Below are 22,449 nucleotides of genomic sequence, written 5' to 3' on the forward strand. Positions count from 1 at the left end.
ACAGCTGATGTTCGTAATGAGCAGCAGCTGGCAACAGCCAAACAGGATGAAGAGGAAGGCTCTGATTCGTCCCTTACGAGTCGGCCAGTGTCCACCGATCTGTCCACGCGCGATCTCGGTTGACGCCCGTTAACGGGGCGATGCACTCATCGAGGAGCCGCACCTAATTGCTCACGCAAGCAACGTCAACTGAAGATAATTCGTCTGTTTCTTGCGCGGAGTGTGTTTGGCGGGCTTGATGCCATTCGCTTTCCTAAAATGACGAATCAGTATCGGCAGCGCGGGGTGCTCCGCCCAAACGGGATGCACGAACGCCGTGTCCGCGCTCCAGTTGACGTTTGCTATGGGCCTCGTCGCGAGACTTGAATCGAGCGGCGTTTTCTGATCGATCAGCGCCACCCCGCTCCCGCTCTGAACCATCCACTGAATATCTGTGGGTGTCGTGGCCAGGCAGGAGACCTCTGGCGTTATTCCGATCTCTCCCAGCATTTCCATCAGGCGAGTGTGCGCCTCGGGATGCGCCTCAGGATTGCGGAATATCTTCAGCCTCTTCGCAAGCACTAACGGCTGAATCTCCATTTGCCGCGCCAGCGGATCATCGGCGCGCATGCAGACGACCAATGGAGCCGACGCAACCGACTCCACTGTCCACTGGTCGCCGCTGATGGGAAGAGGAAGCACCGCCGCGTCGAGGCTTTTCTCCTCCATGCGCCGAAGAAGCTGCGCCGGATCGCCGCCGGAGAATTGCATCGGACAGCCAGGAAACAGGCTGGCGTAGGCATCACTCAGAGAGCGCAGAATCTCCTGCTGCACAAAGCAAGAGAAGCCGATTCTCAAGGGTGGAATCTCTCCGCAATGGACTGCGCGGGCGGCCTGGATGATCTCGTTTCTCGACTTCACCGCTTCGATCGCATAGGAAACGATCATTTGCCCGGCGGCTGTGACATGCACACCGTCGTGATGGCGCACGAAGATCTGAATGCCGATGCCGTCTTCGAGGTCCTTGATCTGCTTGCTGAGTGAGGGCTGCGCCAGAAAGAGCCGCTCGGCGGCGCGCGTAAAATTCAATGTTTCCGCGATGGCCGCGATGTACTTCAGGTGGCGAAACTCGACAAGATCGAACATGCCTCGGCACTCCAAAACCGAAGGCAGCGCGCAAAGAACTTCAGAAAATGCAGATCGAACTTCTTGTTTCCATCTTTTCTGCTCCAGATTCGATGAGCTTTCTGTCGCTGTCAATCGGGCACTTTTTTGTTCCCCGACTTGCAACGCGCAGATGCGGCCATAGACAGAAGCTATCGCACCCCCCTCAAAACGCCGTATTTTCGGGCCTGTCCATAGACAGAAGGCATGGCGCCATAGACAGGAAGTATTGGACGGGTAGCAACGGTCAGTTCAGGCTTTCTATATCACGACTGTGAGGTGCTGTATGGAAAAGAAGTCTGCAGGGTCGGTGAGATCGCGGACGAATCGTCCAGTTCATCTTGAGCCCTTGTATGACAGCCATGAAGTAGCGGCTCAATACAGAATTTCCGAAAAGAGTCTGCATCGCTGGGCGCGCATGGGAATGATCCCCGCCGTGAAATGCGGTAGGCTGTGGCGCTTTCGCAAGTCCGCAATCGATCGGTGGATGAACTCCAGGATTGCCAGCTAAAAGACGCGCAAAACCGATAGCGGAGCGTACGGGGATGAGCTACGCTTGAAATGAGCCACCCGTTTCCGCTGACAGGAGAATATCCATGAAGCGGATTCGCTTTCAGCAAGGTTCATTGAGGCTCTACGAGCGCGCAGCAGGCGATCAGGTCTGGGAGTACCGCTGGTATGAAACACAACTGGACGGTACACGCAGACGACGCAGTTGCATCATCGGTTCTCGTCACGAGTATCCGACCGATGCATTGGCGCAGAAAGCGGTTGTGGCTCTTAGGGCAAGCATCAACGCGGAAACCCCGCGCGCACAAATTGACGCGATCAGTTTCAGTACGCTGACGCAGCACTATCGCGAAAAGGAACTGTGCGAGGGCGGAAATAAAACCTTTGCCACGATTCGGACGAATGAAGGCTATCTGGAACGCTGGATTCTTCCACGGTGGTCTTCCTACCGATTGAAGGATGTGAAAGCAGTCATAGTTGAAGAATGGCTGAAGTCACTTCCGCTGGCAAACGGCAGCAAGGCAAAAATACGCAACCTCATGCACGCCATCTTCAATCACGCTATTCGTTGGGAGTGGCACGACAAGAACCCCATTACGCATGTCCGCCAAAGCGCGAAGCGGCAGAGGGTTCCGCTTGTGTTGAACATCGAGCAACTCAAGTCGCTGCTTGAATATCTCAAGGAGCCGGGCAAGACCGCCGTGCTTCTCGACATTCTCACTGGACTCCGGGTAAGCGAGTTGCTCGCGCTAAAGTGGTCGGACGTGGATTTCGAGAACCTCGAACTGCATGTTACCCGTTCCATTTCGCTCCAGCGCGTCGGCCCCTGCAAGACGGAAGCATCGCAGAAACCGGTTCCGCTCGATCCCGAGCTGGCCGAGGTTCTGCTCTTGTGGCGCAGACGGTCGCCTTACCCGATGGACGACGATTGGGTCTTTGCCAGTCCGGCCAGCAAGGGCGAGCTTCCGTACTGGTCCTACTCCCTTTTCCGGGTGTACATTCGGCCGGCCCTCAAGGCGGCAGGAATCACGGGCAAAGTGGGATGGCATACCTTCCGTCATTCGTTTGCGACGATTCTGAAATCGCACGGGGAGGACGTGAAGACGGTGCAGGAGCTGCTGCGGCACGCGAACAGCAGCGTCACGATGAACCTCTATGCGCAGGCCGTCACCGACATCAAGCGCAGCGCGCAGAGCAAGGTTGCACGGCTGGTGTTTGAGCCGAAAAAGGGGAATTCGGAATGATCGCCGTCTTATTGGACGTTATCGGACGGCAATCAAATTGGAGATTATCTTGTAAGTCTTTTGTTTTGTTGGCGTCCCCGACGGGATTTGAACCCGTGTTATCGCCGTGAAAGGGCGGTGTCCTAGGCCGGGCTAGACGACGGGGACGCTTGGCTTACTCCCTGAGCGGAAGCAGGAGAGAAGTACAACTCTGAATGTAGCAATCTGTCGGTTCTCTGTCAAAGCCTTCTGCGCGCGGGCTGCCGCTTTCCGCTGGCCAACCGTAATCTGCTTCGCTATACTCGGGTGTTTGCCCTATGAAGATACTCGTCTGCATCAAACAAGTGCCGCAGAAGGATGCGCCTCTCAAGCTCAACGCCGCCGGTACATGGATTCATGAAGATGTCTCCTATGAAGTCAATGAGCCTGATGCTTATGCTCTCGAAGAGGCTCTTCGTCAGAAAGAGAAGCACGGTGGGGAAGTGGTCGTACTCACCGCCGGCCCCGCTCGCGCTCAGCAGGTGTTGCGCGAAGCGCTTGCCAAGGGCGCAGATCGGGCCATCCATCTTGAGGACGAAAAATTCGTTCAGCTTGACTCCGCCAACACCGCACGTGCCATTCACGCTGCCATTGCGCAGGAGTCTTTTGACCTGATCGTCACCGGTCTTCAGTCCGACGATTTCGGGGCCGCGCAGACGGGTGTTCTGCTCGCCGAAATTCTTGGCATACCGCACGCCACTATCATTATCGGCATTGAGAAGACTGACACCGGTCTGCGTCTCAAGCGGGAACTCGAGGCCGGCCACTACCAGCACATTGAAACGACGATGCCTGCGCTGCTGACCATTCAAAGCGGCATCAACAAGCTGCGCTATGCCACTCTCATCGGTATCAAGCAGGCAAAGATGAAGCCGGTCCGCAAGGTAACCTGGGCCGACGTCGAGTCGAAGATCAGTCCCAATCTGCAGCAGATTGTGCGCCTCTACGTTCCCGAAAAGCAGAAGCGGACAGAAATGATGGAAGGTCCCGCGCCCGAAGTGGCTCGGAAGGTTGTAGACTACTTGCGAACCGCAGCGCGGGTCATTTAGCAGCATTGAATTTCTTGAGGAGCGAATCACGGAAATGGCAAACATGTTGATCCCAGCGGAAGAACGCAACATGACCCCCAATCAGGTCGAAGCGCTGGAAAAGCGCCGTCAGTGGGGCCTGAATTATCAGGTCATCGCCGGACAGTTTTTCTTCTTTGCTGTGCTGCTCACCCTCTGGTCCGGGCAGGACGCGACTTACTCGCCGGGCTGGGTGCATCCTATGTTCTATTACAACGTGTTCGCGGTCCTTGCAGGGCTGGTCTGTGCTACCTATGGAACATACCTCAAGCGCGGCAAGCCCACCTTCTAGCTCTTTGCGTATCAGCTTTTCTCAAGGGGAGCTTCGGCTCCCCTGAGGTGTGTTTGGGGGATTATGGCAGACGTCATTCTGGTAGTAGCAGAGCAGCGCAGCGGTCAGCTGAACCGCGCTTCGTTCGAGACAATCGCAGCCGCGCAGGCCATTGCAAAGGAGACAGGCTGGCCGGTGCAGGTAGTTCTGCCGGGCAATCAGGTCATGCCGCTCGCAGCCCAGCTGGCGCAGCAGAGCGTGCAGTCCGTTTATGCATTGGAAGCTCCCGAGCTTGCTGCGTATACCTCTGACGCTTACGTCCATGCGCTCAGCCAGTTCATCGGTGAGAAGCAGCCCCGCGTCGTACTCTTCCCCCATACCTATCAGGTAAGGGATTTCGGTCCCCGGCTCGCCCTGGCGCTCGATCGTACGCTCATCTCGGACGCCACCGGCTACAAGCTTGATGCCGGCAGGCTGCTCTTCACGCGGCAGATGTTTCAGGGGAAGTTCACCGCCGACGTCGCCTTTACTGGAGACGCTCCGTGGATGGCGACCATTCAGATAGGGGCTTTTCGTGCGGATACCAGCGCCGCAGCTCAGGCACCCGTCGAGAGAGCATCAGCTGCCGTTTCGCAGTCATCGGCGCGCATCACTCCCCATGAAATATTTCAAGAGGCCAAGCAGGCCGTCGACCTCTCGCAGGCTCCTGTCATTGTTGCCGTTGGTCGCGGCATCAAGGAGGAGAAAAACCTCTCGCTCGCGCAGGACTTGGCCAACGTCCTCGGCGGCGAACTGGCAGCCTCGCGGCCTATCTGTGATAACGGTTGGCTTCCGCTTGAGCGGCAGATCGGCAGCTCCGGGCAAACAGTAGCTCCCAATCTCTATATAGCTCTCGGCATCAGCGGAGCTATCCAGCATATCGTCGGCGTTAAAGGTGCACGCACCATCGTCGCCATTAACAAGGATCGTGAAGCGCCAATCTTCGAGATCGCCGATGTTGGGGTTGTCGGTAACTTGTTTGACGTTGTCCCCGCGCTGACCGCGGAGATCAAAAAGGCCAAGGCTGGTTCCTAGTATCCTGGGGCGATAAAGGAGAAGACCCGATGGCTACCTGCACTCATCTATCCCACGTTCATAACGTTGCTCCCCGCACTCCCAATGGCTGTGAAGAATGCTTGAAGTCGGGAGACAGCTGGGTTCATCTGCGCCTTTGTCTGGAGTGCGGCCATGTCGGCTGCTGCGACTCCTCCCGCAACAAGCACGCCACCAAACACTATCATCGCGCAGGCCATCCCGTCATGCGTTCCTTCGAGCCCGGGGAGACCTGGGGATGGTGTTACGTAGATCAGGTTCAGCTCGATTTTTCCTAGCCGATAAAGCATCCGCATTATCGGCCTGCGGTCCCGGCTGCCTCACGCTGCGTGAGCATGCTCGGCTGCCGCTTCTCGCAGGGGTGGCAGGTTCGCGCGGTAGCGGAGAATCAGGCTGACCAGCTTCAGCGCACGCCAATACCGCGGCCCATAGTAGGTCGGCTTCCATAGGCATCGAAGCAGCCAGCCCAGCCCCGTCCTGTCGGCCCATCCGGGTATGTAGACCTGATCCCCGCTCAGAAACGCGATAGCCGCACCGATGCAGTGAATCGCAGGACATTTGACCAGATTTTTCTTCAGATAGCTGCCAAGGCACTCCTGGATGCCGCCCCCTACGGTCAGCACCACATGCCGATACTCCCTCTTTTTCAGCTGAGCCAGCAGCGCAGGGTCTTCAATTCTGCCCCCGTATATAGGGGCGATATAGACATCCTTTGGAGCAACCTGAATCCCGCGGCTGGCGAGCCAGCGTAGATTCACGTCTGCGCTCTCTTCAGATGCCATCACCCACAGGGTATTCCCAGGCGTTCGAAGTTCGTTGTCATCCACCAGTACTTTGAAGTAGGCAAGTCCGGAAACTCTTGCGATGCGGGGACGGTGCATCAGGTTCCATAGCAGCACCATGAGAGCGCTATCGGTAATCGCCATGTCGGCGTTCAATAGCGCTTCGCGGTACACTCTGTTGTCCGGCAGGTCTTTCAGCGTCGGGGCAGAAGGCACCACAACTAGGCCCCCCTCCCGAATTTGATCGAGCGTTTCCAGTGCTGACCCCATAAAAAAACGAATTCCTAAAATCTGGCAGAAAGCTTGGGAATCCATAAAATCTTCGTGCTCCGGCACTTGGCCTGATTCCAGTCTTGGACTGGGTTGATACTTCATTGGGTAAGCGGACAGTGTAGTTACCCGAGGTGCATCTATAACTTCTCAATCTAACGACAGCAATCGTGAGAATAGACAGCGGTAATGCGGGGTACCGTGACTAATGGCCGAACTGCGGTTACTTCTACACAAGTAGAATGACACACTTCGGGCTCTAAGCTGAAGCCTGAGCGCAAGATTGTAACCGTAATGGATGGAAGAAGGCTGGCTATTTGCTTCCTGGCCGGCCGGGGGCAGTGCAGCGCATCTTCATGAGTGGGGAAGTATCCTGGCTGCCGATGAGCCTGCGAGCCGCTTCAACCAGGACGAGCGCTCATGAAATCGTCAGTATCTCACCAACCTCTGAAGCTTGCCCGTGCAGATCAAATGTCCGGTTCAGTTGCCTCTCGATCAGTTCCTGCGGCTGCGGCCTGCAAAGCAGGAATCCCTGCATGTCGTCACATCCGAACTGTCGCAGGTAGGCAAGCTCCGAATATCTCTCTACTCCTTCGCCCACCGTCCGCAGATTCAGGTTCTGTGCCAGCGCGATGATAGACCGGCAGATGGCCGCGTCGGACGCTGTCCTGTCGATGTCATGGACGAAGGATTGATCGATCTTCAGCGTGTCCACCGGCAGCTTTTTCAGGTAGTTCAAATTAGAGTAGCGTGTGCCGAAGTCATCGATTGCAATAAAGAGCCCTAGATCCTTCAGGTCTCTGATCTGTCGGGCGAAGAGATCCGCATCTTCCAGCAGTAGCGACTCGGTTATCTCAATCTCGATGCTGCTGGCGGGCAGCTCATACCGTCGTAGTATCGTTTCCACGCTTTGTACAAAAGTCTTCCGTTTGAGCTGGGCAATCGAGACATTCACCGCGACGGGGAAGTCGATGAGGCCTCGTTTCCGCCACGCCTGCGTCTGACGGCAGGCAGTGTCCAGTGCCCATTCGCCCATCGGTACAATGAGCCCGCTTGCCTCGGCGACGTCGATAAAGTTTCCCGGCATCACCAGTCCTTTACTAGGGTGCTGCCAGCGGATCAGCGATTCAAGCCCGGTAATCCTGCCCGTCACCAGGTCGATGCGCGGCTGATAGTAGAGCAGGAATTCCTCCCGCTCAATCGCGTGGCGCAGGTCCTTCTCTATCTCCACCCGCGTGTTTACCCGCTCGATCATCTCCGGCGTGTGAAACACATAGGTGTCGCGGCTGACCTGTTTTGCCTGGTACATGGCCAGGTCGGCGCTCTTTAGCAGGTCATGCACATTGGTGCCATCGCGTGGCCCTACCGCGATGCCTATGCTTAAAGAAATGAAGGTAGAGGTCCCACCGATCTGATGCGGTCTCCTCACTTCGGTAATAATGCGGTTTGCGATCGCTTCCAGTTCGGCCTCGCTTGCGAGGCGATAGCAGACGACGACAAATTCATCGCCGCCGATACGCGCTACCGTATCTTCCACGCGAACGCTCTCACAGATCCGCTGCGCAATGCTCTTCAGAAAGAGATCCCCGATGGGATGTCCCAGCGTATCGTTCAGGAACTTGAAGTTATCTACATCAATGTAGAGAACGCCCGTCAATCGCTCTGCCGCTGTTCCCAAATGTATCGCGTCCTCCAGCCGCTGCTGCAGCAGTTCGCGATTGGGCAGCCCGGTAAGGAGATCGTGATAGGCCTGGAAGGAGAGCCGGTCTTCCAGGATCTTGCGTTCCGTAATGTCCTGAACTGTTCCATGCAGACGCACCATGTCGCCGTTCGGGCTCCGATCAGCCTCACCCTTTGCCAGGATTCGTCTGCATCCACCCTCCGGGCGTAGCACATCGAGTTCAATCTCGTACGGTTTGTCCTCCGCAACCGCGAGCTCGATACAAGACTTCAGCGCGCTCCAGCCCCCCTCGCAGAAGAGGCCATCATGTTCCTCCAGCGTAGGTGCACCCTTGCTGGGGTCCACGCCAAAGATGCGAAATAATTCCTCTGACCAGGTAATAGCGCCGGTCCGGAAGTCCATCTCCCAGCTGCCCAGGCCCGCCAGCCGTTGCGCCTGCTTTAGCTCCCGTTCCCGCCGCCGCAGCTGCTGACTTGTCTGCTCCAGGTAGCTGCTTAGCTCTTCGATTTGCTGCTTGGCTCCACTCTCGTGCTCTTCCTTCTGCGGCTCCGCGCCGAGCGCTTCCTCCCATGCCTCTGTGTAAGCAGCCGTAACCCGATGGACGCCTCGACGGCTGAGCGCGTAGCTCATGACACAGAGCAGAAGGCAAAGCGCACTTAGCAGGGCGAGTGTAACCCTCGTCTGTCGGCTCACTTTTTCCATCCGCTCCGCCTTCAGTGTTTCTTCAAGGCGAATAGCTTGCTGCCAGCTGCTGTGCAGACTGTTCAGCCCACGGCTCCATCCGGCATCCGCCGCGTGAAATGCACTGCCCGCCATCTGGCGCCGGGACTCGGCAGCCCACCGCTCATGCGCAGCTGCGATATGGCTCAGGTTCTCCATCTGCGTCGGACTGTCACCGACTGCAACTTTGAGATCCCTGATTTGCTGTTCTGTCCTGGAGGAAAACTGCTCAAACTCTTCGCGGAAGGATGGCTGCCGTGTAAGAAGCTCACTATGCACGGCCGTCGCTTCGTCATCGATGTCGTGGTCCGCCTGCGCCATCGCGACCAGCACCTGGGAACTCCGGTCCAGCCAGCGAATCGCGCTCAACAGTGTAGAGATCTGCCAGATCACCAGCCCGGCGAGCAGGGCTAGTAAGATTCCCGGGAGCAAAAAGGAACGACGAAAAGTACCGCTGAATTTAGGGGAATCAACCGGCAATGAAAGCGCTGACAATATATCCGATCCTCGCGCCGGTTAATGGGCGCCTGCTCCGGTGGAGAATCGCGAGTCTGTGGAAAAAAGACACAAAGGTGCAAAGGAAAACTAAAAACTACTATTCTTTTGTCTGAACCAAGGTTTATAGGTGAAGTATATCTTCACTCCATTAAAATTTCTCCATTAATTTTAGTCAGTTACAGCGTTCATTTGCATTACTTGAGAGTAAGAAACAATTACTTTCGAAACCTTCGCAAAAAAAACCTGGCTTTTCAGCCAGGTCAGGAGGGGTTGATGCTTTTCAAGAGACATCTTGAGCTTAAGCACCTGCCTGATTCGTGTCATGAGCGCGAAGATCGATTTTTGACTCCATCAAAGGATGGATTTACACACAAAAGAGAAGGGCCGCCGGCATGAGTCCGGCAGCCCATCGAGAACCTGCTGTTTGTAGCTAACGCGTGAAAGAAGCGATGGCGCTTGTTTCGTCGTCCTTGATGTCGAACACCGTATAAAGCTTGGTGATCTGGAGCAGGTCGTGAACCTTCTTCGTCAGATTCAGCAGCTTGAGCTCGCCTCCCTGGTTCCGCACAGTCGTGAAGGCGCTGACGAGTTCACCGATCCCGGAGCTGTCGATGTAGTTCACATCGCCCAGATTCAACAGGATGCTCTTCTGACCCTTGGAAAGCAGATCGCGAACTGCATCGCGCAGTTGTACGCTTCCCTCTCCCAGGGTAATTCGTCCGCTCAGGTCCATGATGGTGACTCCGTCAACCTGACGAGTGCTGATCTTCATGCTCACTTTAGAAGTCCTCCTTTAGGTGCTTGCCGTGCCCAGATGCTTGACCAGGGTCAACTCAGTTCCAGGGTTTAATAGCTTGAAGTGTACCTCATCCATAAAGGAGCGAATGAGGAAGATGCCGCGGCCTGAGCCGCGCAGAAGATTCTCCGGCGCCAGTGGATCGGGAAGGGTATCGGGATCGAGTCCCTTGCCCTGATCTGCAATGCGGATAACGAGCGAGTTCCCCGTATTTTCAAAGGAGGCAGTGATGCGTTTGTCGGGATCGTAGGCGTTGCCGTGAAGAACAGCATTCACCGCCGCTTCGCGTACTGCCATCGTGAAGCGGAAGAGTTCGTCTTCGTCCATCCCGGCCTTCTTGGCCAGCTGCTCGGCCGTCTGTTCTACCCGGCTGACGCTGTCCAGAGAAGAATCCAGTGTGTAGCTGATCCGGGTTACTTGTGGTCCCGCCAAGTGCCTTTCCTCGCTCTGCTGCAGGGAAGCATATCTTGTTGGCGCTGGTCTGCCTGTAGTGGGAGTTTGCTTGCTCAGCTTCACAATGTCAAGAGAGCAGATGTTTCTCTCCCGGTGGCCCCTTCAGCGCCAGCCTCAGCACTGTCGCCGCCACCCGATCTGCCGCATGCCGCAGCACGTCGCCCTCATCCGCAAAATCGCCCGTAATGCAGCGGATGCCCATTGCTTCGATGCGCTCCGTGTCGGCCACGATCTGTTCCGCCTCTTCTGCCGCGTACCGCTCCCGCAGCGCAGCGGAGACCGGCGCTGTATTCACCAGCGCATAGTCGAAGATGGGTTCTCCGGCATGCTCGTAGATGCGCTCGATATGCTGCGAGGCCGTCAGGTGCAGGCTCTCGTTGGCCTGGGTCATCAGGTTGCAGATGTACACCCGCGTCGCTTTCGCCCGGCCCAGTGCCTCCGGAATACCTTTCACCAGCAGGTTGGTGATGACGCTGGTAAAGAGGGAGCCGGGTCCAATCGTGATCAGATCCGCAGACTCGATCGCGGCCAGCGTCTCCGGCAGCGGTTCCACCTCCGCCGGCTCCAGCATCAGCTCCACGATGCGGTGACGGCTTGCCGTAATGTTCGTCTCCCCGCGCACAATCGAGCCGTCTTCCATCTGCGCCGCCAGCGTCGCATTGGCCATTGTCGCGGGATAGATATGCCCGCGCGTGGCCAGCACTTCCGCTGCCAGCTTGATCGCCTGGGCGAAGTCGCCCGTCATCTCCGAGAGCGCCGCGACAAACAGGTTCCCGAAGCTGTGACCCTCCAGCTCGCCCCCTGATCGAAAGCGGTGACGAAAAAGCTGGGAGATGAGGTGTTCGTCTTCTGAGAGAGCAACCATGCAGTTCCGCAGGTCGCCGGGCGGCAGCATGTTGAAGTCTTTCCGCAGACGCCCGCTGGAGCCGCCATCGTCGGTCACCGTCACCACCGCCGCAAGATCGCTGATCAGGCTGCCGGCGTCCGCTGTGCTCGACGCATGAGCGGAGGCGACATAGTGCTTGAAGCCGCGCAGCAGTGTTGATAGCCCGGTGCCACCGCCGAGCGTCACGACTCTCAGTTGGGATTCGTGGCGCTCGCGTGCGGCGTCCTGAGCCAGGGAAGCAGTCTTCATGAAGTGCTTTCAGTGTAGCGCGCAGCCCTCGCCGGGCCGTCGCTATTCAGGATAAAGCAGTTCCGTGAAGCGCGGATCGTCGGCCATATCCTGAAAGTCATTGTCCGTGCGCGCCTGGATTCGATTGCGAGGATTCAGGTCGATCGCGCGGGTCAGATGGCTCAGGCACTCTTCCGCCTGCCCGGTGATGCTGTCCAGAATCGCCAGTCCGTAGTGCGCGTAATCGGCCTGCTCTTTCTTTTTCAGGATCGCTTCGAGCTGGTCGCGTGCGTCTTCATAGTCACCCGTGTTCAGCAGCGAAATGGCATAGTCGTACTGTTCTTCGAGCGTGTCGAATCTGAGGGGCGACCGTTGGACGCTGCGTTCGCAGGCCAGCAGGTAAGTGCGTATGCGATCGTCAAGTTCGGGCGGTGCAGACGGGGCAAGCGCCTCGAAGACCACACGAGCCTTTTCGAACTTGCCCTCCTGCATCAACTGCATCGCAGTCTGGTATTTTTCCAGCGCCTGCTGCCGTTCAGCATTTACGGCGGGCCGCACCTTTCCTGCTATGGTGCGGGGCGTGCGTCGAGAGCCAGTCGCAGAGCGTGTTTCGTGCATATCAGCGCATCCTTCTCGGTTGGAGAGAGCGTGGAAAGCCTGGCGCCCATGGCGCTCGTTTCAGACATTCCCTATGACCTCGTTTTTATACGCAGAAGCCGGTGCTGCGTCAAATTCCGTCCGCTTCTACCCAGTCTGTTCATCAGTCCGGCAGTCAAGACTATGATGCTCGCGAAGGAGAATCGAGAGTGTATCGTGTATTCCTCACCATCCTATGCCTTTCGCTGTCGTGTGTCTGCCGGGCGCAATCCACGCTCTCCCCGCAATGGGAAGAGCTGACCGCTGCCGATTTTGCAGCCGCTATCCATCAATCCAAAGGCGTCTGCGTTCTCCCCTTCGGCATCATCGAAAAGCACGGACCGCATCTGCCCCTCGGCACCGACCTGCTCAACGTTCGCTACGTCACGGCGCGCGCTGCCAAAGAAGAATACGCAGTCGTCTTTCCCGCCTATTACTTCGGTCAGATCGGTGAAGCCAGGCACCAGCCCGGAACTCTGGCCTACAGTGCCAACATGCAGCTCAGCCTTCTGCAGGAAACCACCGATGAGATGGGCCGCAACGGCTGCACGAAGATCATTATCGTCAACGGGCACGGAGGCAATGAAAACCTGCTTCCGTACTTCGCTCAAACACAGATGCAGTCACCCCACAGCTATGTTGTCTACGTCTACTGGTGGAGTCACAACCAGCCCGGCCGTCCCGCTGAGCATTCCACCGTTGATATGCACGCAGGCGAGTCCGAAACCTCGCACATCATGGTTTCGCATCCTGAGCTCTTGCACATGGATCGCGTCCCCAGCGAGTCCGGGGCCGATCAGAAGCGGCTTCATCTGCCCGATGGCGTCTATACCGGTATCTGGTGGTATGCCCGCTTCCCCAACCATTACGCCGGAGATGCTTCGCATGCCAACCTTGCTCTCGGCAAATCCGACATGGACGCCTGGATCAAGGGCATAGCCGATGTCATCCGCGCAGTGAAGGCAGATGACGAAAGCCTCAAGCTGCAGAACCAATTCTTTCAGGAGTCGCAGCACCCGCTCGACACGCCCCAGTAGGGAACTGAGCCCTCAGCTCTTCCTGTAAATGGCAGGGTTCAGCTGCGGATCGTTATACATCTTCAGCTGACGATAAACCTTGAAGCGTCTCTCGCCCGCGAGCACTTGCCGCCACAGTTCATCCAGGCAGGCGGCAAGGTCGCTTCGCTGCTCCACCAGCACGCGCTGTCGTTCCCGGTTCCGCTCAGCGTGGCCGGGCGGCGCGTCCGGGCGGCTCATCTGCTCTGCGGTGTGATAAATCTTCAGCGCCAGGATCGACAGCCGATCGATCATCAACCCAGGGCTCTCCGAGTGCAGCGTAGCCTCCGGCTCAGGAAGCCTCCGTGAGGCCAGATCCTGGAGCAGCAGTTCATCGCAGCGCTCCGTCAGGTCATTTCGTCGTTGATTGATGCGGTCAATCGAACGCTTCACCGCGGCAATTTCACCATCGGTCGCTAACGGCGCGCGAGCGCGATCCTCCGTATGCCACAGCTCAAAATTGGCCAGGTGCTGAGCGGCTGCCGCTGCAGAAAAATCGTGCGCAGGCAGCTCGCCGGGTGGCAGGACACGATGCCACTCCGCCGTCAGCCGGTCGTGCATCACAATAAGTTCGTTCGCAGAGAGCTCAATCATAAGTAAAACAGCCGATGGGTGGCGGTGCCTCCTTATGGTAGAACTAACCGCAGTGAAAATGGGCGCAGATCTATGACGATGGACCGACGTGAGACGATCTTTTGCATCTCGACCTATGAAAAGGGACAGGCCTTTCTGCGCCAGTGCGCTGCAATGGGCTGCCGCGTCATCCTGCTTACCGTCGATAAGCTGCGTCATGCCGACTGGCCGCTGGATGCCCTCGAGGAGCTGATCACCATGCCCGAGGGGTTGACCCTCGAGCAGCTGACCAACACCGTCACCTATCTTGCCCGCAGCCGAAAATTCGACCGCATCGTAGCCCTCGACGAGTTTGATATGGAGGCCGCCGCGCATCTGCGGGAACACATGCGCATCCCCGGCATGGGCCGCACCACTACGACTCACTTTCGCGACAAGCTCACCATGCGCGATGTAGCTGAACGCGCAGGCGTCCTCGTCCCGGAGTTCGTCCCCATCCTTAACTACGACGAGCTGCGCGCCTACATGGCCAGCGTTCCCGCTCCCTGGGTTCTCAAGCCCCGCTCCGAGGCCTCCGCCATCGGCATCAGAAAGGTCCACGACTCCGAGCAGCTCTGGCGCATCCTGGACGATCTTGGCGACCGCCAAAGCTTCTATCTGCTGGAGCAGTTCATCCCCGGCCACATCTTCCATGTTGACGCCATCACCAGCGAGCGCCATGTCGTTTTTTCCACGGTTTGTGGTTACGGCAAGCCGCCGATGCAGGTCATGCATGAGGGAGGTGTCTTCACCACTCGCGTCCTGGACCGCAGCTCGCACGACTCTGAGGAACTCACGGCCCTCAACGCACATCTCATGCCTGCCATGGGGCTGCTTCGTGGCGTCTCCCACGCCGAATATATCCGTGCCGAAGACGGCCGCTACTACTTCCTTGAGGCTGCCGCCCGTGTGGGGGGCGCCTTCATCGCCGAGGTGGTTGAATACGCCACCGGCGTCAACCTCTGGGCGGAATGGGCGCGCATCGAGGTCTGCTCCCTTCGCGGAGACCCCTACACCCTGCCGCCTGTCAACGCCCTTTACTCCGGCAGCGTACTCTGCCTCGCGCGCACCGCTGAGCCGGATACGACCGCTTTCGATGCGCCGGAGATCGTCTTCCGCATGAAAAAGCATCACCACGCAGGACTCATCCTGCAGTCGCCCAACCCTCAACGGGTCGAGTCCCTCCTCGAAGACTACAGTCAGCGCTTCGCAGAAGAGTATCTGGCCTCCGCTCCCGTCCCCGATAAACCGACCGATTGAAAGGAACTCTGGTGTCTGATCTGGCATTTCCGCATCGCCGCTACAATCCCCTCCGCCGGGAGTGGGTCCTCGTCTCTCCGCATCGGACCCAGCGCCCCTGGCAGGGCGAAGTCAATCAAGCCTCCGGCTTCTCCGATCTGCATTATGATCCGCAGTGCTACCTCTGCCCGGGAAACACCCGCGCTGGCGGCCATACCAACCCTTCCTATGAAAGCGTATTCATCTTTGACAATGACTACGCCGCCCTGCTGCCTGACTCGCCTGCGCCCGGCGCTACCGCCTCTCCGTTGCTGCGCGCTGAGGCCGAGCGGGGCCGCTGCCGGGTCGTCTGCTTCCACCCTGACCACAGCCTCACCCTTGCCCTCATGTCTCATGCTGAGATCGAGGGCGTCGTTGACGCCTGGACCGCCCAGTACAACGAACTCTGCGCCCTCCCTCAGACCGGCTACGTGCAGATCTTCGAGAACCGCGGCGCCATGATGGGCGCCAGCAACCCCCACCCCCACTGCCAGATCTGGGCAACTGAGCACGTTCCCGACGAGCCCGCCAAGGAGACCGAGGCCATGCTCGCCTACCGCTCCGAGCACGGCTCCTGTCTCCTCTGCGACTATCAGAAGACTGAGGCGGGGCAGGGAACCCGTATCGTTGCCGAAAATGACGAGTTCCTCGTTGTGGTTCCGTGGTGGGCAGTCTGGCCCTTTGAAACCCTGGTGATCGCCCGGCAGCATCTCCGCTCCCTCGCCGATTTCACCCAGTCCCAGCGCGCGGCCCTGGCCGATATCCTCAAGCAGACCACCGTCCGCTATGACAACCTCTTCGAGACCAGCTTCCCTTACACCATGGGCTTCCACCAGGCGCCCTGCAAAGGCGGCGATCACGAGGAGTGGCACTTCCACGCGCACTACTACCCGCCGCTTCTGCGCTCGGCTACCGTCCGTAAGTTTATGGTGGGATTTGAGATGCTGGGCATGCCGCAGCGCGACATTACCCCTGAGAGTGCAGCCGAACGGCTGCGTGCTGTGTCTGATACTCACTTCACCCGGCGCTAGCCGGGTGGTGAGCTCGCTGGGGCTCGAACCCAGGACCCACGCCTTAAAAGGGCGATGCTCTACCAACTGAGCTACGAGCTCACGTCACTACTTCTCTACTCAAAAATATCACAGCGATACCGCAAATGCAGGTAACCTTCCAGCAGGGTTACCTGTGTGCGGTCTCGCCTGCATCTGCCCGGCCTTCAGGGTGACCAGCGGTGCATGCAGGAGGAACCGGCCCGAAGCTGTTACCAGGCCACAAGTCTCTGGAGGTAAATAGGTTAAAGTCGCTCTTCCGGAGGATAGATATGCAACGGAGGAGCATACATCTGGCCCATCAGTGTTATTGCGGTGCACATCGCCTGACATTACTCTTGCTGTTAAATCCCCCGCGATGCAGCAACCTGAACGAGCGTGAAGCGCGGCTCTACAGGAGATTTTTAAGTAAGGAAGAGGTCAGGGTAATGACGGAAAGTCAGTCCGGCAAGGAACCGCAGCAGCCCCCCGCAGATATCGCCACACTCTATTCCTGGGCAAACATGCACGGCGTCAAGTACCGCGATTTCGGGGACTCCCGTCAGCAGGTACGGGCCCAGAATCGCCATCGCGCGCAGAGCGAGCAGGATGCTCTCGCCCGTGAGGCTGTTGAGAAGGTCGCGCAGGAAAACTCCGGTCAGATTCCGGTTCCTGAGGCGCCCGTTCCTCTGCCCCCTGCCATTGCCGCTGCTGCTTCCGAACGAAAGCCGGAGCCTGTCCCTGAACTGCCTTCTGCTCCTCAATTTCCCGCGGTACCGGCCTTCGCAGCGCCTCGCGCGGTGCGTCCCGCCGCGGGCAGCCAGCCCACGTGGCGTCCCGTGCCGGTGCAGCAGTTCGACTTTGAGGGTGAATCCTCCCGCTGGCCTGCTGCTCTGGAGCACGATCTATATTCCGACGCCCAGGACACGTTGCAGCAATCCCGCGAAGATGTAGCCTCGCGCTGGTTCGCCTTGAAAGGGGTCTTCGATCGCGAGGATCATGGAGACCGTCCCGCTGGCCGCAGATCGGAACATCGGGCTCCCGCACTGGCTGTCTTCTCCATCGCCGGAGGCGTTGGCAAGACCAGCCTGGTCGCCACCCTCGGCCGCGTCCTCGCGGCGCAGGGTGAGCGCACTCTGTTGGTTGACACGACCTCGTACGGGTTGCTGCCGTTCTACTTCGGCGCGCGCGACCTCCGTCCGAACACGGTTCGGACTTTCTCCTGCAGCTGCGAAGACCAGCCCGTCAGCGTAGTAAGTCTCGACGTGGAGCGCTTCGGCCGTGAGAACTCCGAGCGCGACCGCATGATCGACGAGATTCAGCGGGACGCTCGCGGAGTAGGCCGCGTCCTCATCGACGTGCAGACAGGCTCCATGGCCTCCATGCGCCGCCTGCTGCGGCTTGATCCCGTCGTGCTCGTTCCTGTTGTGCCTGACATGAATTCAGTGGTCACCCTCCAGGCCCTCAACGCTTTTTTCCATTCGCAGCAGGACAGCTTCGGGCAGCCGGTGCAACCGTACTTTGTGCTCAATCAGTTTGATGCTGCCGTACCGTTGCATCTTGATGTACGCGAGGTGCTGCGCAAGCAGCTCGGAGATCGCCTGCTGCCGTTTTCCATCGGACGCAGCTACTCCCTCAGCGAGGCGCTCGCCGAAGGCATGACCGTAGTCGACTACGCTCCCGGTACGGCTGCGATTGAGGATTTCTCCAACCTGGCCACCTGGCTTCAACAGCTCTCAACATCGAACGCCACGGACTTCCGCGCAACTCGCTGGAGCGAGCGATGACGTCAAGGCTCTTCTCCGCGCTTGAATCTGGCGACGGATTTTTCCCCTCCCTGATCCGCTTTCTGCTCATGCTCTCCGGGCTGATCGGCTTTGCTTTTTTTGCCACCGTGCAGCTCACCTGGCCGCAGCAGGCGGTCATGGGCCTGGTCCTGCTGATCCTTGGCATGTGGCTGGCGCGCTCCTCTGATTCTTATCTCATCACCCTCACGCTGATGATGATGTCCATGTTCTCCACCGTGCGCTACGCATGGTGGCGCATCGGCACGGTGATCGGCTTCTTCCACGACCCCGGCAACAAGTGGGGTCCGCTTGATGCGCTCTTCATCTGGGTCCTGGTCGCTGCCGAGGCCTATGCCTTTGTCATCCTTTTCTTCGGCTATATGCAGACCATCTGGCCGCTGCGCCGCGCGCCGGTGCCCATGCCTGAGGATCCCGAGGATTGGCCGGATGTTGATCTCGTCATTCCCACGTATAACGAGCCCCTCAGCGTCGTTCGTTACACCGCGCTGGCTGCGATGAATATCGACTGGCCCTCCGACAGGCTGCACGTCTACATCCTCGACGACGGCAAGCGCGAGGAGTTTCGCCGGTTTGCAGAAGAGGCCGGCATCGGCTACATGACGCGCGACGACAACGCCCATGCCAAAGCCGGCAACATCAATCGCGCTCTCAAAAAGCTTCATTCGCCTTATGTCGCGATCTTCGACTGCGACCACGTCCCCACGCGCAGCTTCCTGCAGGTCACCATGGGCTGGTTCCAGCGCGATAAGAACCTCGCGATGCTGCAGACGCCGCATCACTTCTACTCGCCTGACCCTTTCGAGCGCAATCTCCATCAGTTCCGCACCATTCCCAATGAAGGCGAGCTCTTTTACGGAATCGTGCAGGACGGCAACGACTTCTGGAATGCCACCTTCTTCTGCGGCTCCTGCGCCGTGCTTCGCAGGACGGCTCTGGATGAGATCGGCGGCATCGCCGTCGAGACCGTCACTGAAGATGCCCACACCTCGCTGCGCATGCAGATGAATGGCTGGAACACCGCCTACATCAATATTCCGCAGGCCGCCGGCCTCGCCACCGAACGCCTCTCAGGCCACGTCAAGCAGCGCATCCGCTGGGCTCGCGGCATGATCCAGATTCTGCGCACGGATAACCCCCTCTTTGCCAAAGGGCTCAAGCTGCCGCAGCGACTCTGCTACTTCAACGCGATGACCCACTTCATGTACGCGATGCCGCGGCTCATCTTCCTTACCGCGCCGCTCATTTATCTGCTGCTCTCGCACACCAATGTACCCGGCTACTGGGCTGCCATCTTCGCCTATGCGCTGCCGCACCTTACGCTTTCCAACATCACGAATTCGCGCATCCAGGGCCAGCACAGGCACTCCTTCTGGAATGAAATTTACGAGACCGTGCTCTCACCCTACATCCTGCTTCCGACCCTGCTCGCCATGGTCAATCCCAAGCTCGGCAAGTTCAACGTGACTGACAAGGGCGGTACCGTGAACCGCACCTATTTCGACTCGCGCATCGCCCAGCCCTTCATCGTCATGCTTGTCTTCAACTTCATCGGTCTTCTCTCCGTGCTGCCGCGTTTCGTTCACATCCCCGGCTTCAACTGGCTGTGGGACGGCACACATCCCGGCACCATCGTGATGAATGCGCTGTGGACCGTCTTCAACATCATCATCCTGGGTACCGCCACTGCCGTCGCCCGTGAATCGCAGCAGCGTCGCGAGCAGGTACGCATTGCCGTGCAGGTGCCGGCAAAAATCAAGCTTGCGGAGGGAACTCTGATCTCTGGCGAAACCATTGACGTGTCGAGCGGCGGCGCTGCCCTCACCATGTCTGAATCTGTCCCGCTCAAAATGGGAGACACAACCCGCATCATTTTCCCTCTGCACATCGGCGATGCCGATCTGCCCTCGACCGTTGTCGGGCACAGTGGCAACATGCTGCGACTGCAGTTCGACGACCTCACCATCTTTGAAGAGGAGTTGCTGACGATGGTGCTCTACTCACGTGCTGACACCTGGCTCGGCTGGGGCGAGTCCCGCGAAGCCGATCAGCCTATGCGCAGTTTCTTCCGCATCGTGCAGTTGTCCGGGCTTGGCCTGCGTGAGGCCTTCAACACCGTTACCTTCCGCAAGCCTAAGAAAGCCAGAAGCCGCAACCTGGCAGTCGAACGCGTAGCTCCGTTATTGCTGGCCATGGCTCTGCTGGGCGGCGCAGCCTCCACTGCTCGCGCGGCAAACATTCCCACGCCATCGGCCACCGCAACCCAGACCGCGGGCGCCTTCACCAGCCAGTTCACCTTGAAAGACATCGGTCTATCGCAGCCGCTTGAGATGCGAGGCATTGACAGCCGCCGCGATCTTTCCTTCTCGCTGCCGCAGAACGAGATTGTCAGGCAGGCCAGCCTCCATGTCATCTATCACTTCTCTCCGGGCCTCATCGCGCACCTCAGCCACATCAAGGTGATGCTCAACGGCACGCTCTTCGCCACCCTGCAGGCTCCCGAGCCGGGGCCGGATCACGACGCGATCCTCAACGCCACCCTCACCCTGCCGGCTGAGCTGCTGGTGCGCAACAACCAGCTCTCCTTCGAGTTCATCGGCCACTACGTCATGACCTGTGAGGACCCGGCAAACACCGCTCTCTGGAGCCGCGTCGATAACAACTCCACCATATCGATGTCTGGCGACATGCTGCCCCTCGCCGATGACCTCAAGGTGTTGCCCCTCCCGTTCTTTGACTCGGCGCTGACCACCCCGCCCGTTGTGCCCATCGTCTTCAGCGCGCAGCCCTCGGCCAAGGCCCTTGAGGCCGCCGGCATCGTCACCTCCTACTTCGGCATGCTGGGGGATTATCGCGCCATGCGGTTTCCCGTCTCGATTGGCTCCATTCCACGCGGCAACGCTATCCTGATCGCCGAGAACTCCGGCACACTGCCCGCCGGCGCCAACCTCCCATCAGTCAACGGCCCCACCCTCGCCATCCGCGCCAACCCCAGCGACCCTTACGGAAAACTCCTGATCGTTACCGGTGGCGACCAGGACCAGCTGCTCACCGCGGCCCGCGCCCTTGCCATGGGCTGGAACGGACTTCAGGGGGCGACCGTTACCATCAACTCCTTTCTCCCGCCTCAGCTCCGCGAAGCCGACGACGCTCCCCGCTGGGCGCGCACCGACAGGAACGTTCCGCTGTGGAACTACGCCAATGTCGATTCCCTGCAGGGAGACGGCTCCGGCCCGCTCAACACTTATCTGCGTCTCCCTCCCGACCTCTATTTCGCGGACAAGAGCAACGTCGCGCTCTCGCTCGACTATCGCTACAACTCCATCCCGATCGGACCCGCGTCCAGCCTTCAGCTTCGCGCCAACGATGCCTACATCGCTTCGCTGCCGCTGGTGCCCGCGCAGCAGGCGTCCAAGGTGAACCGCATTCGCGTCGCAGTTCCCGCCGTCGACCTGCGTCCCTTCTCTAACTCTCTGTCGTTCAACTTCATCTTCCAGCTGCTCAAGAAGCCGGGCTGCGTCGATACGACTCCCATCAACATGCAGGGTTCCATCCTGCGCGACTCTTATCTTGACCTGCGGGGACTGCCGCACTGGGCCGCCTTACCTGACCTCGAGCTCTTCAGCAACTCCGGCTTTCCTTTCACGCGATTCGCTGATCTGAGCCAGACCACCATCGTTCTGCCGGACGATGCCTCTCCTCAGGAAATCGAGCTTTACCTCACCCTCCTCGGCCACTTCGGTGCGCAAACCGGTTTCCCCGCGCTGCGGGTCACAGTTGCCAATGCCGATGCCATGCAGCAGGGTGTCGATCGCGACTTCCTCGTCATTGGCGCCAATCAGGATCAGCCGGCCTTCAACAAGCTCTCGGCCTCCATGCCCGCGCTTATCTCTCCCGACGGTCTCAAGGTCCAGGACACGGCTGGCTTCTTCGCGCAGTTCCGCAACGCCTGGTGGAAGATGAAACCCACCGAGCAGTCCGTCTCCGGCGTGCTTGAGACGACCGGCGTCGCAGACACCGTGATCGAGGGGATGGAATCCCCCTACTCCCGGGGACGCAGCATCGTCGTCATCGCTGTCAAGGATGCAGCCGCCTTCGATCCCATGATGAGCGCGTTCCTCAAGAACGCCCAGTCGAGTGACATTTCCGGAACCGTCTCCGTCCTTCATGGCTCCGACTTCCAGTCTTTCCGCATCGGCGACTCCGTCTACCACGTAGGCAGTCTTCCCTGGTGGAACGCAATCAACCTGTGGTTCACCGAGGTTCCGTGGTCCATGGCCTTCGGAATCGTCTTCTTCTCCTTCATCTTTGCGGTGTGGACCAGAACCTGGCTTCGCCGCCGCGCCCGGTTGCGGCTGCAGATCATGGAAGGCTAG

General features: G+C 58.8%; 19 protein-coding genes and 2 tRNA genes. 11 read left to right on the forward strand and 10 right to left on the reverse strand.

The window, feature by feature from the left end; genetic code table 11:
• Positions 1-171 precede the first annotated feature (171 nt).
• Complete coding sequence (locus C7378_RS04565) at positions 172-1,125, reverse strand: LysR family transcriptional regulator (protein WP_131992290.1); 954 nt, start codon at positions 1,123-1,125, stop codon at positions 172-174.
• A gap of 304 nt (positions 1,126-1,429) precedes the next feature.
• Between C7378_RS04565 and C7378_RS18170 the strand changes: the two genes are divergently transcribed.
• Both C7378_RS18170 and C7378_RS04575 read left to right on the forward strand, forming a co-directional pair.
• Positions 1,430-1,654 carry a helix-turn-helix domain-containing protein gene (locus tag C7378_RS18170; RefSeq protein ID WP_131992293.1) on the forward strand — a complete coding sequence of 75 codons (225 nt, stop codon included), beginning with the start codon at positions 1,430-1,432 and terminating at the stop codon, positions 1,652-1,654.
• A gap of 85 nt (positions 1,655-1,739) precedes the next feature.
• Complete coding sequence (locus C7378_RS04575) at positions 1,740-2,897, forward strand: tyrosine-type recombinase/integrase (protein WP_131992296.1); 1,158 nt, start codon at positions 1,740-1,742, stop codon at positions 2,895-2,897.
• A gap of 69 nt (positions 2,898-2,966) precedes the next feature.
• Here the strand turns inward: C7378_RS04575 and C7378_RS04580 are convergent.
• Positions 2,967-3,044, reverse strand: a tRNA-Glu gene (locus C7378_RS04580).
• A 149-nt stretch (positions 3,045-3,193) separates the two neighbouring features.
• On the opposite strand from C7378_RS04580, the gene C7378_RS04585 reads away from it, so the two are divergent.
• The 4 genes from C7378_RS04585 (at position 3,194) to C7378_RS04600 (ending at position 5,623) form a co-directional block, all read left to right on the forward strand.
• Entirely contained in the window at positions 3,194-3,964 is a 771-nt protein-coding gene (locus C7378_RS04585) for an electron transfer flavoprotein subunit beta/FixA family protein (RefSeq protein ID WP_131992299.1), read from the forward strand.
• 34 nt (positions 3,965-3,998) lie between these two features.
• The gene (locus C7378_RS04590; protein WP_131992302.1) at positions 3,999-4,274 is read left to right on the forward strand and encodes a hypothetical protein; all 276 of its coding nucleotides are present in this window, start codon (positions 3,999-4,001) and stop codon (positions 4,272-4,274) included.
• Between the two features lie 63 nt (positions 4,275-4,337).
• Positions 4,338-5,327, forward strand: coding sequence for an electron transfer flavoprotein subunit alpha/FixB family protein (locus C7378_RS04595; protein WP_131992305.1), 990 nt, complete (start codon positions 4,338-4,340; stop codon positions 5,325-5,327).
• A 29-nt stretch (positions 5,328-5,356) separates the two neighbouring features.
• On the forward strand, positions 5,357-5,623 hold the full coding sequence (locus C7378_RS04600; protein ID WP_131992308.1) for a ubiquitin carboxyl-terminal hydrolase 14: 267 nt from the start codon (positions 5,357-5,359) through the stop codon (positions 5,621-5,623).
• 42 nt (positions 5,624-5,665) lie between these two features.
• On the opposite strand, the gene C7378_RS04605 is transcribed toward C7378_RS04600, so the two are convergent.
• The 6 genes from C7378_RS04605 to C7378_RS04630 form a co-directional block, all read right to left on the reverse strand.
• The gene (locus C7378_RS04605) at positions 5,666-6,343 is read right to left on the reverse strand and encodes a WecB/TagA/CpsF family glycosyltransferase (protein WP_243648064.1); all 678 of its coding nucleotides are present in this window, start codon (positions 6,341-6,343) and stop codon (positions 5,666-5,668) included.
• Between the two features lie 472 nt (positions 6,344-6,815).
• A complete protein-coding gene (locus tag C7378_RS04610) occupies positions 6,816-9,167 on the reverse strand; it encodes an EAL domain-containing protein (RefSeq protein WP_165876656.1) in 2,352 nt (783 codons plus the stop codon).
• A 559-nt stretch (positions 9,168-9,726) separates the two neighbouring features.
• Entirely contained in the window at positions 9,727-10,074 is a 348-nt protein-coding gene (locus tag C7378_RS04615; RefSeq protein ID WP_131992317.1) for an STAS domain-containing protein, read from the reverse strand.
• A 15-nt stretch (positions 10,075-10,089) separates the two neighbouring features.
• Positions 10,090-10,524 carry an ATP-binding protein gene (locus C7378_RS04620; protein ID WP_131992320.1) on the reverse strand — a complete coding sequence of 145 codons (435 nt, stop codon included), beginning with the start codon at positions 10,522-10,524 and terminating at the stop codon, positions 10,090-10,092.
• A gap of 88 nt (positions 10,525-10,612) precedes the next feature.
• Positions 10,613-11,680, reverse strand: a complete 1,068-nt coding sequence (locus tag C7378_RS04625) for a gluconeogenesis factor YvcK family protein (RefSeq protein ID WP_131992323.1) — start codon at positions 11,678-11,680, stop codon at positions 10,613-10,615.
• 42 nt (positions 11,681-11,722) lie between these two features.
• The gene (locus tag C7378_RS04630) at positions 11,723-12,277 is read right to left on the reverse strand and encodes a TPR end-of-group domain-containing protein (protein WP_131992326.1); all 555 of its coding nucleotides are present in this window, start codon (positions 12,275-12,277) and stop codon (positions 11,723-11,725) included.
• A 188-nt stretch (positions 12,278-12,465) separates the two neighbouring features.
• Between C7378_RS04630 and C7378_RS04635 the strand changes: the two genes are divergently transcribed.
• A complete protein-coding gene (locus C7378_RS04635) occupies positions 12,466-13,332 on the forward strand; it encodes a creatininase family protein (RefSeq protein ID WP_165876657.1) in 867 nt (288 codons plus the stop codon).
• Positions 13,333-13,344: 12 nt separating this feature from the next.
• Here the strand turns inward: C7378_RS04635 and C7378_RS04640 are convergent, their stop codons facing one another.
• Positions 13,345-13,944 (reverse strand): DUF4254 domain-containing protein, encoded by a 600-nt coding sequence (locus C7378_RS04640; protein WP_131992332.1) that lies wholly within the window; start codon positions 13,942-13,944, stop codon positions 13,345-13,347.
• A gap of 72 nt (positions 13,945-14,016) precedes the next feature.
• On the opposite strand from C7378_RS04640, the gene C7378_RS04645 reads away from it, so the two are divergent.
• Together C7378_RS04645 and C7378_RS04650 are read left to right on the forward strand one after the other, a co-directional pair.
• Positions 14,017-15,222 carry an ATP-grasp domain-containing protein gene (locus C7378_RS04645; RefSeq protein WP_131992335.1) on the forward strand — a complete coding sequence of 402 codons (1,206 nt, stop codon included), beginning with the start codon at positions 14,017-14,019 and terminating at the stop codon, positions 15,220-15,222.
• Positions 15,223-15,233: 11 nt separating this feature from the next.
• Entirely contained in the window at positions 15,234-16,271 is a 1,038-nt protein-coding gene (locus C7378_RS04650; protein WP_131992338.1) for a UDP-glucose--hexose-1-phosphate uridylyltransferase, read from the forward strand.
• Positions 16,272-16,276: 5 nt separating this feature from the next.
• Here the strand turns inward: C7378_RS04650 and C7378_RS04655 are convergent.
• Positions 16,277-16,352, reverse strand: a tRNA-Lys gene (locus tag C7378_RS04655).
• 365 nt (positions 16,353-16,717) lie between these two features.
• Between C7378_RS04655 and C7378_RS04660 the strand changes: the two genes are divergently transcribed.
• Positions 16,718-18,055, forward strand: coding sequence for a cellulose synthase operon protein YhjQ/BcsQ (locus C7378_RS04660; protein ID WP_165876658.1), 1,338 nt, complete (start codon positions 16,718-16,720; stop codon positions 18,053-18,055).
• On the forward strand, positions 18,052-22,449 hold the full coding sequence (gene bcsA / locus C7378_RS04665; RefSeq protein ID WP_131992344.1) for a UDP-forming cellulose synthase catalytic subunit: 4,398 nt from the start codon (positions 18,052-18,054) through the stop codon (positions 22,447-22,449). Before C7378_RS04660 ends, bcsA begins: the two co-directional genes overlap by 4 nt.

Source organism: Acidipila rosea (assembly GCF_004339725.1).
Classification (GTDB): domain Bacteria; phylum Acidobacteriota; class Terriglobia; order Terriglobales; family Acidobacteriaceae; genus Acidipila; species Acidipila rosea.

Excerpts from the sequence above, each read along its gene's own strand:
- C7378_RS04565 (WP_131992290.1), bottom strand. The coding sequence starts at position 1,125 with ATGTTCGATCTTGTCGAGTTTCGCCACCTGAAGTACATCGCGGCCATC.
- C7378_RS18170 (WP_131992293.1), top strand. The coding sequence starts at position 1,430 with ATGGAAAAGAAGTCTGCAGGGTCGGTGAGATCGCGGACGAATCGTCCA.
- C7378_RS04575 (WP_131992296.1), top strand. The coding sequence starts at position 1,740 with ATGAAGCGGATTCGCTTTCAGCAAGGTTCATTGAGGCTCTACGAGCGC.
- C7378_RS04585 (WP_131992299.1), top strand. The coding sequence starts at position 3,194 with ATGAAGATACTCGTCTGCATCAAACAAGTGCCGCAGAAGGATGCGCCT.
- C7378_RS04590 (WP_131992302.1), top strand. The coding sequence starts at position 3,999 with ATGGCAAACATGTTGATCCCAGCGGAAGAACGCAACATGACCCCCAAT.
- C7378_RS04595 (WP_131992305.1), top strand. The coding sequence starts at position 4,338 with ATGGCAGACGTCATTCTGGTAGTAGCAGAGCAGCGCAGCGGTCAGCTG.
- C7378_RS04600 (WP_131992308.1), top strand. The coding sequence starts at position 5,357 with ATGGCTACCTGCACTCATCTATCCCACGTTCATAACGTTGCTCCCCGC.
- C7378_RS04625 (WP_131992323.1), bottom strand. The coding sequence starts at position 11,680 with ATGAAGACTGCTTCCCTGGCTCAGGACGCCGCACGCGAGCGCCACGAA.
- C7378_RS04630 (WP_131992326.1), bottom strand. The coding sequence starts at position 12,277 with ATGCACGAAACACGCTCTGCGACTGGCTCTCGACGCACGCCCCGCACC.
- C7378_RS04640 (WP_131992332.1), bottom strand. The coding sequence starts at position 13,944 with ATGATTGAGCTCTCTGCGAACGAACTTATTGTGATGCACGACCGGCTG.
- C7378_RS04645 (WP_131992335.1), top strand. The coding sequence starts at position 14,017 with ATGACGATGGACCGACGTGAGACGATCTTTTGCATCTCGACCTATGAA.
- C7378_RS04660 (WP_165876658.1), top strand. The coding sequence starts at position 16,718 with ATGACGGAAAGTCAGTCCGGCAAGGAACCGCAGCAGCCCCCCGCAGAT.
- bcsA (WP_131992344.1), top strand. The coding sequence starts at position 18,052 with ATGACGTCAAGGCTCTTCTCCGCGCTTGAATCTGGCGACGGATTTTTC.